Origin of the sequence: Vreelandella massiliensis (assembly GCF_900155385.1) — a bacterium.
In the GTDB taxonomy this organism is placed as follows: domain Bacteria; phylum Pseudomonadota; class Gammaproteobacteria; order Pseudomonadales; family Halomonadaceae; genus Vreelandella; species Vreelandella massiliensis.
This window is the reverse complement of sequence record NZ_LT699745.1, coordinates 2,042,135-2,055,211: the sequence shown is the minus strand read 5'-3', so window position 1 is coordinate 2,055,211 and position 13,077 is coordinate 2,042,135. Positions and strand designations below refer to the sequence as shown.

15 protein-coding genes and 2 pseudogenes are annotated in these 13,077 nt (G+C 64.2%); 11 read left to right on the top strand and 6 right to left on the bottom strand.

The window, feature by feature from the left end; genetic code table 11:
- The first annotated feature begins 93 nt into the window (after nucleotides 1-93).
- The 4 genes from BQ9846_RS14360 (at nucleotide 94) to mnmH (ending at nucleotide 4,322) form a co-directional block, all read left to right on the top strand.
- Nucleotides 94-543, top strand: a complete 450-nt coding sequence (locus BQ9846_RS14360; RefSeq protein WP_075881770.1) for a copper resistance protein NlpE N-terminal domain-containing protein — start codon at nucleotides 94-96, stop codon at nucleotides 541-543.
- A gap of 126 nt (nucleotides 544-669) precedes the next feature.
- Nucleotides 670-2,052, top strand: coding sequence for a DNA repair protein RadA (gene radA / locus BQ9846_RS14355; RefSeq protein WP_075881613.1), 1,383 nt, complete (start codon nucleotides 670-672; stop codon nucleotides 2,050-2,052).
- A 72-nt stretch (nucleotides 2,053-2,124) separates the two neighbouring features.
- Nucleotides 2,125-3,162 carry a selenide, water dikinase SelD gene (gene selD, locus BQ9846_RS14350; RefSeq protein WP_075881612.1) on the top strand — a complete coding sequence of 346 codons (1,038 nt, stop codon included), beginning with the start codon at nucleotides 2,125-2,127 and terminating at the stop codon, nucleotides 3,160-3,162.
- A complete protein-coding gene (mnmH, locus tag BQ9846_RS14345; RefSeq protein ID WP_075881611.1) occupies nucleotides 3,159-4,322 on the top strand; it encodes a tRNA 2-selenouridine(34) synthase MnmH in 1,164 nt (387 codons plus the stop codon). Before selD ends, mnmH begins: the two co-directional genes overlap by 4 nt.
- Here mnmH and BQ9846_RS14340 read toward each other — a convergent pair.
- Nucleotides 4,296-4,976 carry a type 1 glutamine amidotransferase gene (locus BQ9846_RS14340; RefSeq protein ID WP_075881610.1) on the bottom strand — a complete coding sequence of 227 codons (681 nt, stop codon included), beginning with the start codon at nucleotides 4,974-4,976 and terminating at the stop codon, nucleotides 4,296-4,298. The two genes, mnmH and BQ9846_RS14340, sit on opposite strands and share 27 nt — an antisense overlap.
- A 122-nt stretch (nucleotides 4,977-5,098) precedes the next feature.
- On the opposite strand from BQ9846_RS14340, the gene BQ9846_RS14335 reads away from it, so the two are divergent.
- On the top strand, nucleotides 5,099-5,692 hold the full coding sequence (locus tag BQ9846_RS14335) for a YjaG family protein (RefSeq protein ID WP_075881609.1): 594 nt from the start codon (nucleotides 5,099-5,101) through the stop codon (nucleotides 5,690-5,692).
- Here BQ9846_RS14335 and BQ9846_RS14330 read toward each other — a convergent pair.
- Nucleotides 5,689-6,216, bottom strand: coding sequence for a hypothetical protein (locus tag BQ9846_RS14330; RefSeq protein WP_075881608.1), 528 nt, complete (start codon nucleotides 6,214-6,216; stop codon nucleotides 5,689-5,691). The two genes, BQ9846_RS14335 and BQ9846_RS14330, sit on opposite strands and share 4 nt — an antisense overlap.
- 3 nt (nucleotides 6,217-6,219) lie before the next feature.
- Nucleotides 6,220-6,312, bottom strand: a pseudogene (locus BQ9846_RS16600) (imidazole glycerol phosphate synthase subunit HisF); the annotation flags it as partial.
- Between BQ9846_RS16600 and pdxA the strand changes: the two are divergent.
- The 5 genes and pseudogenes from pdxA to BQ9846_RS14305 form a co-directional block, all read left to right on the top strand.
- Nucleotides 6,302-7,033: pseudogene (gene pdxA, locus BQ9846_RS14325) on the top strand (4-hydroxythreonine-4-phosphate dehydrogenase PdxA); the annotation flags it as partial. The pseudogenes BQ9846_RS16600 and pdxA overlap by 11 nt on opposite strands.
- 17 nt (nucleotides 7,034-7,050) lie before the next feature.
- Nucleotides 7,051-7,866: a 16S rRNA (adenine(1518)-N(6)/adenine(1519)-N(6))-dimethyltransferase RsmA gene (rsmA, locus tag BQ9846_RS14320; RefSeq protein WP_075881607.1), complete on the top strand. Its 816-nt coding sequence runs from the start codon at nucleotides 7,051-7,053 to the stop codon at nucleotides 7,864-7,866.
- Nucleotides 7,863-8,240: a Co2+/Mg2+ efflux protein ApaG gene (gene apaG, locus BQ9846_RS14315; protein ID WP_075881606.1), complete on the top strand. Its 378-nt coding sequence runs from the start codon at nucleotides 7,863-7,865 to the stop codon at nucleotides 8,238-8,240. Before rsmA ends, apaG begins: the two co-directional genes overlap by 4 nt.
- 39 nt (nucleotides 8,241-8,279) lie before the next feature.
- On the top strand, nucleotides 8,280-9,095 hold the full coding sequence (locus BQ9846_RS14310) for a symmetrical bis(5'-nucleosyl)-tetraphosphatase (protein ID WP_075881605.1): 816 nt from the start codon (nucleotides 8,280-8,282) through the stop codon (nucleotides 9,093-9,095).
- Nucleotides 9,092-10,231: a tRNA nucleotidyltransferase/poly(A) polymerase-related protein gene (locus tag BQ9846_RS14305; RefSeq protein ID WP_075881604.1), complete on the top strand. Its 1,140-nt coding sequence runs from the start codon at nucleotides 9,092-9,094 to the stop codon at nucleotides 10,229-10,231. The genes BQ9846_RS14310 and BQ9846_RS14305 overlap by 4 nt, the downstream gene beginning before the upstream one ends.
- Before the next feature lie 3 nt (nucleotides 10,232-10,234).
- Here the strand turns inward: BQ9846_RS14305 and folK are convergent, their stop codons facing one another.
- Nucleotides 10,235-10,780 (bottom strand): 2-amino-4-hydroxy-6-hydroxymethyldihydropteridine diphosphokinase, encoded by a 546-nt coding sequence (gene folK, locus BQ9846_RS14300; RefSeq protein ID WP_075881603.1) that lies wholly within the window; start codon nucleotides 10,778-10,780, stop codon nucleotides 10,235-10,237.
- Nucleotides 10,780-11,148, bottom strand: coding sequence for a dihydroneopterin aldolase (folB, locus tag BQ9846_RS14295; protein WP_075881602.1), 369 nt, complete (start codon nucleotides 11,146-11,148; stop codon nucleotides 10,780-10,782). Before folB ends, folK begins: the two co-directional genes overlap by 1 nt.
- 113 nt (nucleotides 11,149-11,261) lie before the next feature.
- On the opposite strand from folB, the gene plsY reads away from it, so the two are divergent.
- A complete protein-coding gene (gene plsY, locus BQ9846_RS14290) occupies nucleotides 11,262-11,837 on the top strand; it encodes a glycerol-3-phosphate 1-O-acyltransferase PlsY (RefSeq protein ID WP_075881601.1) in 576 nt (191 codons plus the stop codon).
- Here plsY and tsaD read toward each other — a convergent pair.
- The gene (gene tsaD, locus BQ9846_RS14285) at nucleotides 11,834-12,916 is read right to left on the bottom strand and encodes a tRNA (adenosine(37)-N6)-threonylcarbamoyltransferase complex transferase subunit TsaD (protein ID WP_075881600.1); all 1,083 of its coding nucleotides are present in this window, start codon (nucleotides 12,914-12,916) and stop codon (nucleotides 11,834-11,836) included. The genes plsY and tsaD overlap by 4 nt on opposite strands.
- Nucleotides 12,917-13,077 lie beyond the last annotated feature (161 nt).

Sequence of the window (13,077 nt, the reverse complement as noted above, 5' to 3'; positions counted from 1 at the left end):
TCTTAAGCACGATAAATGCGCTGCATGTTCTTACATTTTCAAGATCATACGCTCAACATTCCAGAAAGGAGAGACGCCATGAATTTGAAGACGATGCCGCTAAAAGGCTTGTTTGCCGGTTCCGCGATGCTGGCCTTACTGGCCGGCTGCGCGGCAGGCCCGATGGAGCAGGGTGAGCAGGTCGCCCAAACGCCCGAGGTGAACTACCAGGGCACGCTGCCGTGCCGCAACTGCGATGGCATCGACTTGGATGTCGTCATGAGCGGCGAAGAGACGGACGCCGCCGAAGCGCGCACCTTTACCCTGAATGCCACGTATCGAAATCACCCGCAAAATCCACCGGATGAGAACTATACCGGTAACTGGGAAGTGCTGGACGGCACCCCCTCTGACCCGGATGCGACCGTTTACGAACTCACGCCCAACGGTGATGGCCAGGTGTACTACTTCCTGCGCATCGACCCGCAGACGCTGGAGCTGATCGACCCCGAGCGCCGCCGCTTCGAAAACGGCGAGATGCTGCGCTTGCAGCGTCAATCCTAACGCCGACACTAACGCCAAAATGACCTTGAACGTATAAAGGCGGCTGCGGCCGCCTTTAGCGTGAACGGCTCTAACACCGATCATCCTGAGCCTGTCGAAGGGTGACGGCTCATAGAGGAGAACGCGGTGGCCAAAGCCAAAAGCGCTTTTGTATGTACCGAGTGCGGCGCCGAGTACCGCAAGTGGCAGGGGCAGTGCGGCAGCTGCCAGGAGTGGAACACGCTGACCGAGGTGCGCTTGGCACCCGCCCGGCCTGGCGCCGGCAGTACCGCGAGTGCGCCGTCAGGGCGCGGGGGGTATTCGGGCGCGCTTTCGCGCGAGGTGGTGGACCTTGCCAGCGTCGATCTGAGCGAAGTGCCGCGGCTTAGCTCCACCTTCGGCGAGTTCGACCGCGTGCTTGGCGGCGGGCTGGTGCCCGGCTCGGCGGTGCTGCTCGGCGGTCACCCCGGCGCGGGTAAATCGACGCTGTTGCTGCAAACCGCCTGCAAACTGGCCCAGCAGCGGCGCATTCTGTACGTCACCGGGGAGGAGTCGCTGTCGCAAGTGGCGATGCGCGCCCACCGCCTGCAGCTCCCCACCCAAGGGCTGAAAATGCTCGCCGAAACCAGCATCGAAACCATTCTCGCCGTGGCCGAGCGCGAGAAGCCCGAGATTCTGGTGATCGACTCGATCCAAACCATGCACCTGGAGGACATTAGCTCCGCCCCCGGCGGCGTCGCCCAGGTGCGCGAATCCGCCGCCGCGTTGACCCGCTTCGCCAAGCAGAGCAACACCGTGCTGCTGCTGGTGGGGCATGTGACCAAAGATGGCAGCCTCGCCGGCCCCAAGGTGCTGGAGCATATGATCGACGCCTCGCTGCTGCTTGAAGGCGGCGCCGATTCGCGCTTTCGCACCCTGCGCGGGCAGAAAAACCGCTTCGGTGCGGTCAATGAGCTCGGCGTATTCGCCATGCTGGAGCAGGGGCTCAAAGAGGTCAAAAACCCCAGCGCCATCTTTCTCTCGCGCAACGAGGAGCAAGCGCCGGGGAGCCTCGTCATGGTGGTGTGGGAGGGCACGCGGCCGATTCTCGTGGAGGTGCAGGCGCTGGTGGATGAGTCGGCGCTGGGCAACCCGCGCCGCGTGGCGGTGGGGCTCGACCCGAACCGATTGGCGATGCTCTTGGCGGTGCTCAATCGCCACGGCGGGCTCTTCACCGGCGACCAGGATGTGTTTTTGAACGTGGTGGGCGGCGTCAAGGTGCTGGAGACCAGCGCCGACCTCGCCGTGCTGCTCGCCGTGGTATCGAGCCTGCAAAACCGTGCGCTGCCCAAGGAGCTGGTGGTGTTTGGCGAGGTGGGGCTCTCCGGCGAGATTCGCCCGGTGCCCAGCGGCCAGGAGCGCATCGCGGAAGCGGCCAAGCACGGCTTTGCCCGCGCCATCGTGCCGCGTGCCAACGCTCCCAAGCAAGCGCCAGCGGGCATGGAGGTGATCCCCGTGGATAAACTCTCCGATGCGCTAGAGGCGCTGTAGGAGATCGCGGACTACGTTAGACTGAGGATAACGACCGAAATAAAGACCCTGCCCGTTTAAGGAGAAAACGCCATGAGCAGCATTCGTTTGACCCAATACAGCCACGGGGCCGGCTGCGGCTGCAAGATCGCCCCCGACGTGCTGGACAGCATTCTGGCTAAAGCGGGCCGTCCGGCCGGCAGCCACCGGCTGGTGGTGGGGAACGAAGGGCGCGAAGACGCCGCCGTGTACGACTTGGGTGACGGGCGCGGCATGATCGCCACCACCGACTTTTTTATGCCCATCGTCGATGATCCGTTTGATTTTGGCCGTATTGCCGCGACCAACGCCCTGAGCGACGTCTACGCCATGGGCGGCACGCCGGTGATGGCCTTGAGCCTTCTCGGTTGGCCGCTGGATAAACTTAGCGCCGATATCGCCGGGGACGTGGTCGCCGGTGCCCAAGCGGTATGCCGCGAGCTGGGCGTGGCGCTGGCGGGGGGGCACTCGATCGATGCCCAGGAGCCGATCTTTGGCCTGGCGGTGAATGGCCTGGTGGATCTGGATCAGCTCAAGCGCAATAACGGCGCCAAGCCGGGGGATCTGCTCTTTCTCACCAAGCCGCTCGGGGTGGGCATGCTCACCACCGCGGAAAAACGTGGCTTGGTGCAGCCCGGCCATGAGGGCTTGGCGCGGGAAACCATGCTCAAGCCTAACGATATCGGCATTTCGCTTGGCAAGGTGCAAGGCGTAAACGCCATGACCGATGTGACCGGCTTTGGCCTTGCTGGCCACCTCAGCGAACTCTGCGCGGCCAGCGGCGTGCGTGCACGGATCGATTTTCGCCGCTTGCCACGGCTTGCCGAGGCGGAAGTGTATCGTCGCCAGGGCGCGGTACCGGGCGGCTGTGAGCGCAATCGCCAGGCGCTCGGCGAGGCGTTGCCAGCGATGGACGAGGCGCACTGGCAGTGGCTGTGCGACCCGCAAACCTCCGGGGGGCTGCTGCTGGCCGTTGACCCGGCGTGGGAGGACGACGTGGAGCGTATTGGCCGCGAGCACCAGCTTGAGCTGGTACCCTTCGGCACGCTGCACAAGCAGGAAGGCGCGGCGCTGATCGAGGTGATTGGGTGAGGCGAGCCGACGCGGAAAGCCTTGCCAGCGTTGACGCCGATCCACGTCTGATTAGCGCCCAGACGCCGCTAATCGACGTTCGCGCTCCGGTGGAGTTTGCCCAAGGGGCGCTCCCCGGCGCGGTGAATCTGCCGCTGATGAACGACGACGAGCGCCATCAGGTGGGCATCGCCTATAAAGCGCAGGGGCAAGCGGCGGCGATAGCGCTAGGCGAGCGGCTGGTCAGCGGCGCGGTAAAAGCCGCCCGAGTGAACGCTTGGCGCGACTACGTTGCCCAGCATCCCGATGCGGTTATCTACTGCTTTCGCGGCGGGTTGCGCTCACAAATTGCCCAAGCGTGGCTGGCCGAGGCGGGTGTCACGCGTCCGCGCATCGACGGCGGCTGGAAGGCGCTGCGCCAGGCGTTGACGGCGCGCATCGACACCGCCGCCGAGCAGCCGATGCTGATCATCGGCGGGCTGACCGGCTGCGCCAAAACGGTGCTGATCAACCGCCTTGAGAGCGGCGTCGATTTGGAGGGGTTTGCTCGCCATAAAGGCTCGGCGTTCGGGCGGATGCCCGAGCCGCCGCCGTCGCAGATCGATTTTGAACACACCCTGGCCAAGCGGCTATTGACGCTTTCCGGGCCGCTGGTGGTGGAGGATGAGTCGCGCCAGGTCGGCAGCGTCAACGTGCCGCTCGCCTTTTGGCACGCAATGGAAAAAGCGCCGCGTATGCGTATCGAGATGCCGCTGGATTGGCGCCTGGCGCAGTTGATTCAAGACTACATCATCGATTTAGAGCGCGCCTACGCACAGCGGCTTGGCCCGGGAGAAGGGTGGCAGCGTATGCAAACGCAGCTGGAAAACTCGCTGTTGCGGCTGAAAAAACGCCTGGGCGACGCCCGCTTACAACGTCTGCAACGTATGCAAGCGCTGGCCTTCGCCGCTCACGAACGCGGCGACCGCCAAGCCCATGAAGCCTGGCTGGCGCCGCTTTTAACCGAGTATTACGACCCGCTCTACCGCTACCACCTTAAGCGCCAGCAGGAGGCAGGGGCCATTGAGCTACACGTCGGCGACTGGGAGAGCGTCTTGGCGGCGGCGCAGCAGTGGCAGGCCGAGCACGCCGCCGGTGTCGCGGAGCGGTCGCGCTCAGGCATGGCCCAGCCACTGGCTTAGCAGCCGATCGAGCAGCGGCGCGAGATGGTCAAAGCGCTTGGGCTGGGCAAAAATGGCCGCCTCGCTCTGAAGGTAGTCATCACGCCCTTCGGGCACCGGCTGGCCGGCCATGAGCTGTTTGACGCTGGCGTGGGAGGCTTCCAGGTGGCACAAAAGGCCCACCACGCGCCCCGCGTCCCAGGCAAACCCCTGCACCGGCGCGGCGGCGCTGCCCCCAAGCGGCAGGGCTTCATCGGGGAGGCTGAACACGTAGCGGTGCCACATAAAGGCGTCAAAGATCTCGGGCAGCGCGAAAGGGCTGTCGTCGGCCAAGCTGACGGAGTGCCAGCCCGCCTCCGGATAAGTGCCGGGTGCGCTGATCGCGCCGAGCGCCTCGGCGATATAGTGGGCACCCAGGCCAATGCCCATCAGGGGCTTGTGGCTATCAAGCAAGCGGGTGATGAGTTTCTCTTCGGCCTTATGCCAAGAGGGTGGGGCGTTAAGCAGCGCCTCGGGGCCGTCGAGCACGATCAAGGCATCGCAGTCGCCCGGGCGCGGCGGCAGCTCGCCGTCGTAGAGGTGAAACACGGTATGGCTGTGGCCCATACTGGTCAGCCAATCGGTCAAACGCGCGGGGCCGTGATCCGGGCCGTGCTGTAGCAGATGAATATGCATGGTAATCTCCTCGCCGGCCGCACATAACATACTTTTCTGCCACACGAGCGGCGGAAAAGTGAGACAGTCACGTATCGACAAGGGTTTCTTTAGCCGATACGGATTCACCAATAGGATACCCCATGGCGTCAACCCCCTCCGGCTTTTATCAGCGTCTCCAAGCGCTACCGCTACCCGCCCAGCAGGCTTTTATGGCCGCACTATGCGAGCGGCTGTTGCCCAACTATGCGCTCTACGCGCAGACCACCGGCCACGGCGATGTGCACACCCTGCGCACGGTGTTGGACCTGGTGTGGGAGCAGTTGAGCGTGCGCGGCGCGAACATTGATTTCGCTCGCCAGGCGGAGAAGCTCGCCGAGTGCGAGCCGCCCGAGGAGGACGATAGCTTCGGCGCTCGCCGCGCGCTGGATGCGGTGGTGTCGCTGTCATCGATTTTGGATACGCTGCAGGGGGAGGCGCCCGAGGCGGTGCTGGATGTTAGCCGCACCTCGCGCGCCGGCGTGCGCGCCTTTATCGAACTCACCGAAGGCGAGGAGGACGCGCAGAAACTCGCGCTGTTGATTCGCGACCACCCGCTCACCGAGGACGAAAACAACTTCCAGGACGCCGTATTGGAGGCCGTCTCCGAGCCGCTGGATAAAAACGCCCTTAAGGCCATCCGCCAGCTCGGCCGCAACGACGGCATCAGCAACCTCGGCTTGTCGCTGGAGGATTAAAAGCGCACACCCGCAGTAAGCATCATGCCTGCCTTGCCAAATATAATCAGGTCGCTTTCAACGTGGTGCCAGCGTATGCCAATAGCCGGCATCGCGGCCGGGGCAATTTCATAATGGTTGAAAGGAATCTTATCGCGATATTCGCCGCGATAGCCGTGCAGCAGCCCCGCGGTCAGTTTGCCGCGTAGCTCAAAGGTTGCATTTGGCTGCCACAGCGGAAAGGATTTGCCTGCGTACACATACACGCTGTCCTGGTTGAACGAGTTTTTAAAGCGTGCGCCGCCCACATGCCAACGGTCAGGTGTATGTGCTTCAATGCTGATCAATCGCTGTTGGTCGGTGTGTTCGGGGTCTGGATTAAAGTGGCGAGTGTAGAGACTGGTTTGGACCAGCACGTGGTCCACCGTGAGCGTGGGAGGCCAGCCGAAAGACTCCTTGAAGCGCTCACGCCACTCTGCCGCCGCGCTGGACGGCAGCAGCGCGGTGAATAACACCGCCCCGGTCAGATAAGCTATGCGTGACATGCCTTAAAGCCGCATTTCGATACCGCGCTCAGCCATGTAGCGTTTGGCTTCGGGAATGGTGTATTCGCCGAAGTGAAAAATACTGGCGGCGATCACCACTGCCCCGCTGCACAAAGGCGTGATCATCGAGGGCGGCTTCGCCAGCTTCACCGGCCATACCGAGTGGCTGCGCGACGCCTGCGACGTTGAGGAAGTGGTGATGATGCTGGCCACCGATCGCGCGCTGCATGCCCAGGCGCCGGGCTGGCAGGGGGCGGCGGATCTGCGGGTGGCGCTTCTCACCACGCATTTGCCCCTGCGCGGCGTTGCCGACGCCATCACGCCTGAGCGGCTGACCCGCATTAGCCGGATTCTGGCGGCGGATTTGTCCCACCAGTTCGGCATTGATAAGCCGCGTATCGCCGTGTGCGGGTTAAACCCCCACGCCGGGGAGGAGGGGCATTTAGGCCGCGAAGAGCTTGAGATCATCACGCCCACCCTTGACGCGCTGCGCGCACAAGGGCTGGATCTTCGCGGCCCTTATCCGGCGGATACGCTCTTCACCCCGCGCCACCTCGCCGAGGTGGACGCGGTGCTGGCGATGTACCACGACCAGGGGCTGGCGGTGCTCAAATATGCCGGTTTTGGTAACGCCGCCAATATCACCTTGGGGCTGCCGCTGGTGCGCACCTCGGTGGACCACGGCACCGCGTTCGATCTCGCGGGCACGGGTAAGGCGTCGCCGGCGAGCCTTGCCGTGGCCATCCGCTTGGCGCGCCGCCTCGCCGATCAGCGCAGTGCCACCTGTACGACCACTCACTCTTGCACTCACCCTTGACCCAGGAATTTCGCTTCATGTCTCAGGTGCCGCAACACCGCGCCCGTAAACGCTTTGGGCAGAACTTTCTTCGTGACCCCGGCATTATCGGGCGCATTATCCGCGCCATCGGCCCGCGCGACGGCGACCGCCTGGTGGAAATTGGCCCCGGCCAAGGCGCGCTGACCGAGCCCCTATTAGAGGCCACGGGCAAGCTTGAGGTGATCGAGCTCGACCGCGACTTGATTCCCGGTCTCAGGGTGCAGTTTTTTAACTACCCCGATTTCGTCATTCACGCAGGCGATGCCCTGGCGTTTGATTTCGCCGCGCTGAAAGGCGAGGGTCCGCCGCTGCGCGTGGTGGGCAACCTGCCCTACAATATCTCCACACCGCTGATCGTGCACCTGCTCGAAGCCGAAAACGCGGTGGCGGACATGCACTTCATGCTGCAAAAAGAGGTGGTCGAGCGTTTGGCCGCCGAGCCGGGCGGCGCCGACTGGGGGCGTCTTTCGGTGATGGCACAGTACTACTGCCAGGTGGAGCAGCTTTTTATTGTGCCACCGGAAGCGTTCGTACCGCGCCCGAAAGTGGATTCAGCGATCGTGCGGCTGACCCCGCACGCCAAGCTTCCCCATACGGCGCACGATACACAGCTTCTGTTTTCATTGGTGAAGCAAGCGTTTGGCCAGCGGCGCAAAACCCTGCGCAACAACCTTAAGGGCCGAGTGGACGCCGACACGCTTCAGGCGCTGGGGATTGATCCTGCCCGCCGCCCGCAAACCCTGACGGTGGAGGAGTTTGTGCGCATCGCCAACCGCGTCGCCACGGATGACGCGGGAGGTAGTGCATCGTGAACGAGCTCCCCATTCACGTGGCCATCGCGGTGCACTACAACGCTGACGAGTCCAGCGTGGCGGACGCCCGCCATGTGTTCAGCTACCGCGTCACCGTCGAGAATAAAAGCCCCCACAGCGTTCAGCTGTTGGCCCGCTACTGGAAAATCACCCAGGGCAGCGGCGCATGCCAAGAGGTGCGCGGCAAAGGGGTGGTTGGCCAGCAGCCGCTGATAGGTCCCGGTCAGCGCTTTCGCTACACTAGCCGGGCGATTCTACAAACCCCGGTGGGCACCATGGAGGGCGCCTACACGCTGCTCGATACCTCCACGCAACGCGCCTTCGACGTGGCCGTCGCGCCGTTTAGCCTCGCGGCGCCGCTGGCGATTCATTAATCTCAACGCTTTTGTTCTCAACACTCCTGGGAGTTCTCGATGAGCACTTACGTGATCGGCGACCTCCACGGCTGTCATGCCGAGTTCGTCGCGCTGCTGGAAAAGCTCGCTTTCACCCCCGGCCGCGACCGGCTATGGCTGGTGGGCGATCTGGTCAATCGCGGCCCCGGTTCGCTTGCCTGCCTGCGCGAAGCCCAGGCGCTTGATGCGCGCTGCGTGCTGGGCAATCACGACTTTCACCTGCTGGTGGTGGCGCGCGGCGGCGGTAAGCTGCGCAAAAATGACACGCTCGATGACATTTTAGCCGCCCCCGATTGCGAAACGCTGCTCGACTGGCTGCAGCAGCAGCCGCTCACCGTACGCGAAGACGCCACACTCATGGTGCATGCCGGTATTTTGCCCTCTTGGTCACTGGCAAAAGCGCAAGCGCTGGATAGCGAGGTGCAAGCCGCGCTTCAAGGCGAGCAGGCGGGGGCTTTTTTGCGCGATCTCTTTGGTGATCAGCCCGATCGCTGGCGGGATGACTTGGAAGGGGTGGCGCGGCTGCGCTGCATCGTCAACGTGATGGCGCGCATGCGCTTTATCGCCGCGAATGAGCGGCTCGATTTTGCCGCCAAGCGAGGCCTTGATAGCACGCCTGAAGGCTTCGCACCGTGGTTTCAGTACCCTCGCGACGATCGGGCGCGGCTGCTGTTCGGCCATTGGGCGGCGCTCTCGGGCAAGACGCCGCAAGCGGCGATTGACGTTCGCGCGCTGGATACCGGCTGCGCCTGGGGCGGCGCGCTGACCGCGCTGACGCTGGAGACCGGGGCGCTCACTTCAGTGCCTAGCCAAAACGCGGGACGCACGCCATGAGCGCAGCGCCCGAGCAAGACCCACGCCGAGACCCTCGGCTAAAAGGGCTTGAGGTGTATCGGGTTGGCGGGGCGGTGCGCGACGCGCTGCTCGGCTGGCCGGTTTATGACAACGACTGGGTGGTGGTGGGCGCCACGCCCGAGGCGATGCGTGCGCGCGGTTTCAAACCGGTGGGGCGCGACTTCCCCGTGTTTTTACACCCGGAAACCGCCGAGGAGTACGCCCTGGCGCGCACCGAGCGCAAGGCGGGGCACGGCTACGGCGGTTTTGAAGTGCACGCAAGCCCCGATGTCACCCTTGAGGAGGATCTGCAGCGCCGCGATTTGACCATCAACGCCATGGCCGAAGCGCCCAATGGTGAGATCATTGATCCTTATGGTGGACGCCGCGACATCGAGGCGCGCCTTTTGCGCCATGTCTCGGATGCCTTTAGCGAAGACCCGCTGCGCGTACTGCGCACCGCGCGCTTTTTGGCCCGCTACGCCGGGCGCGGCTTTCACATTGCCGAGGAGACCCAGGCGCTGATGGCGCAGGTGAGCGAGAGCGGCGAGCTTGAGCACTTGGCCGCCGAGCGGGTTTGGGTGGAGAGCGAAAAAGCGCTGGGTGAGCCAACGCCCGAGGCTTATTTCCAGGCGCTTGATGCCTGCGGCGCGCTTTCGATGTGGTTCCCCGAGCTTAGCGGTAGTGCATTAACGCCGGGGCTGGCGGCCATGGCGCAGGTGCCCGAAGCGCGGCCACACTGGCGCTACGCGCGGCTGGTGTCAGCGCTTGACGACGATCAGCGCGAAGCGCTCGCCGAGCGGCTCAAACTGCCCAAGGCGGTTGCGCGGCTGGCCGCGCATAGCGCCTTCACCGAGCGTTTTTTAGCCCAACTCATAACGCCCGAGGCGGTGCTGCAATGGCTTTCGCGGCTGGATGCCTGGCGTAAGCCCGAGCAGGTCGACGCCCAGTTGGCGCTGGTGGAGGTGCTGGCGCCAACGCAGCAAGCAGTGCTTCGCCAGGCGTGGCGTGAGGCGGCGGCCGTTAGCCCTAAGGCGCTGGTAGAGGCGGGCTATCGCGGCGCCGATATCGGTAAGGCGTTGGATCGCGAGCGCTTGAGCGCTATCGCGTGGGTGCTACCCGATGCAAAAACGTGATACTTAGCGGGCGGCGGCGAGGGCGAGAGGCGTGTCGGCTTGTGAAATCAAGCGGCCCCTCCAGCGAAAATCCACCGCCCATAGCCGCTGCGTGCCAAGGTCGAAGCGCTGCCAGAGCGTGGCGTAGGGCGTGCCGCAAAGGGGGTGGGTGTCATCGGGTAAAAGCTCGGCGAGTGGCTGCAGCACAAAGGCGTTGCGGGTGATTTCACCGCGCGGAAGGCTGACGCCTTCGATATCGCCGCACAGGCCGCCCACGGTAAGCAGGTCAATATCCAGCGCGCGGGGGCTAAATTTGGGGGTGTCGGGGCGGCGCCCACAATCGGCTTCCAGGCGCTTGGCCCACGCCTGTAGCTCGCCGGGGGAGGCGTCGCTTTCAAAGGCGACCACCAGGTTGAAAAAGTTACGGCTGTCGTCAAAACCGACCGGTTCGCTCTCAAATATCCGGGAGATATTCAGCGCGCCAAAGCGGGCGTCCAGGGCATCCAGGCAGAGGCGAATATGGCGTACAGGGTCGATATTACTGCCCAGGCTAACGGTCACTTGTGGCATCACGCCTCCTCTTGCGGCAGTGTGCCGCGGCGGATGGTCAGCCCGACGCTGCGCGCATTGGGCACAGCCCCTGGTTTGCGCACGGTAAGCTCAAGCCAGGTGAGGGGGAATTCGCGGCGCAGGGTGTGCGCTAAGCGCTCAGCGAAGGTTTCGACCAGCGCGAACCGCTGTTCACGGGCGAAGTGCTGAATGCGCTGGCAGATCGCGGCATAATCCAGGGTGAGGTGCAGCTCGTCGCTGGCGGCCGCCGGACGAATATCGGTGGCCAGCACCAGGTCCAGGCTAAGTGGCTGTAAAATGGTGCGCTCCCACTCATACACGCCGATCACGGTGTCGACGTCGAGCGCCTCGATAAAGATGCGATCCATAAACCTTCCCCCACGATAAGCCGGGGATTGTACTTGAGGCGGCCGGGAAACGACAGTCACCCGGCGGCGAAATCCGCGCACGGATGGGCAGGGGTAAACAGGGGGAGAGCAGCATGCTATGGGTGATCTTAGGCTACCTAAGCGGCAGCTGGCTGTCGGCGCTTAGCGTTTGTCGGCTCGCCGGTGTGGCCGACCCTCGGGGGCGCGGCTCGTGCAACCCCGGCTTCTCTAACATGCTGCGCCTTTACGGGCCGCGACTCGCCGCGCTGACGCTGCTGCTGGATGCGGCCAAGGGCGTGCCGGCGGTGCTGGCTGCCAAAGCGCTGGGCTACCCGGTATGGCTACAAGGGGTGGTGGGGCTTGCGGTGCTGCTGGGCCATAGCTACCCGCTGTGGCACGGTTTTCGCGGCGGCAAAGCCGTAGCGAGTGCCTTTGGCGTGCTGCTGGTGTTGACCCCCGGGGTTGCCCTGGTCAGCGCGGCGCTGTGGTCGCTTTGTGCCTGGCAGCTGCGAACGGCGGCGACGGCCTCTTTGGTCAGTGCGGTCACGGCGCCGCTAGTGTGTCTATGGCTCTCGCCGACGTACGTGACGGTGGTGGGCGCCTTCAGCCTGATGGTACTGGTGCGTCACGGCGCCAACCTGCGCCGTATCCGGCGCGGCGAGGAAGCACGCCTTAGGCGTCGCCCTTAAGCGTTGCTCTCAATGTCAGCATCAGCATTTGGCGCGCTGAGTTGATCAAGGGGCCAGCGCGGCGTGGCCCGCATCTGCCCCGCGTCGTCGCGTTCGCCCGCGGCCTCGCCCGCGGCCAGGCGCTGCGCCCCGACGTAAGCGATCATGGCGCCGTTGTCGGTGCAAAAGCGCCCGCGTGGGTAGTAGGCGCGCGCATGACGCTTCGCGCACTCGGTGGCTAAGCGCTCGCGCAGCCGCGTATTGGCGCTCACGCCGCCGGCCATCACGATGCGCTTAAGGCCGGTTTGATCCAGCGCGCGACGACACTTGATGACCAGTGTGTCCACTACGGCCTCTTCAAAGGCGCGGGCGACGTCGGCGCGGGCCTGCTCGTCGAGTGCGCCTTTTGCTTCTAGCTCACGAATGGCGGTCAGGGTGTGGGTTTTGAGGCCCGAAAAGCTGAAATCCAGCCCCGGCCGGTCGGTCATTGGGCGGGGGAAGCGAAAGCGTTTCGGGTCGCCTTGTTCGGCCAAACGCGCGACGTGGGGGCCGCCGGGGTAGGGCAGGTCGAGCATTTTGGCAGCTTTATCAAAGGCTTCGCCGGCGGCGTCGTCCACGGACTCCCCCAGTAGCTGATAGTGCCCGATCCCCTCCACCGCCACGAGTTGGGTGTGGCCACCCGAGACCAATAGCGCAACAAACGGGAAGTCGGGCGCCTCGCTCTCCAGCATCGGCGCGAGCAGGTGACCTTCCATGTGGTGGACACCGAGAACCGGAATGTTCAGCGCGCGGGCCATCCCGTGCGCCGTCGCCGCGCCCACCATCAACGCCCCGACAAGGCCTGGGCCGGCGGTATAGGCGATGCCGTCGAGGTCCTGGCGCGTTAAGCGGGCGTCGTGTAAGACCTGCTCCACCAGCGGCAGCAACTTGCGGGTGTGATCGCGGGAGGCAAGCTCCGGCACCACGCCGCCATACTCGGCGTGCATGGCGATTTGGCTATAGAGTGCATCGGCAAGCAGGCCATCGCCGCCCGGGTAGGCGGTATCGTAGATGGCAACGCCGGTTTCATCGCAGGACGTTTCGATGCCCAGTACGCGCATAAAGAGATTCCCAAAGCGTGATTGTCGACCGTCACAAGCGGCGGAAAAGGCGCCATTCTAGCAGCTTCCCGCGCTTTTGTGCGCTGCCCTGCGGGTGGAAATACTCGCAATGGTTTGCAAAGCACTCGCGCGACGACTAGAATACCGTGCGCTGTAAAACT

What these genes read in the sequence shown, in the direction of transcription:
- BQ9846_RS14360 (WP_075881770.1), top strand. Translation starts at nt 94, where the DNA reads ATGCCGCTAAAAGGCTTGTTTGCCGGTTCCGCGATGCTGGCCTTACTG.
- selD (WP_075881612.1), top strand. Translation starts at nt 2,125, where the DNA reads ATGAGCAGCATTCGTTTGACCCAATACAGCCACGGGGCCGGCTGCGGC.
- BQ9846_RS14340 (WP_075881610.1), bottom strand. Translation starts at nt 4,976, where the DNA reads ATGCATATTCATCTGCTACAGCACGGCCCGGATCACGGCCCCGCGCGT.
- BQ9846_RS14335 (WP_075881609.1), top strand. Translation starts at nt 5,099, where the DNA reads ATGGCGTCAACCCCCTCCGGCTTTTATCAGCGTCTCCAAGCGCTACCG.
- BQ9846_RS14330 (WP_075881608.1), bottom strand. Translation starts at nt 6,216, where the DNA reads ATGTCACGCATAGCTTATCTGACCGGGGCGGTGTTATTCACCGCGCTG.
- rsmA (WP_075881607.1), top strand. Translation starts at nt 7,051, where the DNA reads ATGTCTCAGGTGCCGCAACACCGCGCCCGTAAACGCTTTGGGCAGAAC.
- BQ9846_RS14310 (WP_075881605.1), top strand. Translation starts at nt 8,280, where the DNA reads ATGAGCACTTACGTGATCGGCGACCTCCACGGCTGTCATGCCGAGTTC.
- BQ9846_RS14305 (WP_075881604.1), top strand. Translation starts at nt 9,092, where the DNA reads ATGAGCGCAGCGCCCGAGCAAGACCCACGCCGAGACCCTCGGCTAAAA.
- folK (WP_075881603.1), bottom strand. Translation starts at nt 10,780, where the DNA reads ATGCCACAAGTGACCGTTAGCCTGGGCAGTAATATCGACCCTGTACGC.
- folB (WP_075881602.1), bottom strand. Translation starts at nt 11,148, where the DNA reads ATGGATCGCATCTTTATCGAGGCGCTCGACGTCGACACCGTGATCGGC.
- plsY (WP_075881601.1), top strand. Translation starts at nt 11,262, where the DNA reads ATGCTATGGGTGATCTTAGGCTACCTAAGCGGCAGCTGGCTGTCGGCG.
- tsaD (WP_075881600.1), bottom strand. Translation starts at nt 12,916, where the DNA reads ATGCGCGTACTGGGCATCGAAACGTCCTGCGATGAAACCGGCGTTGCC.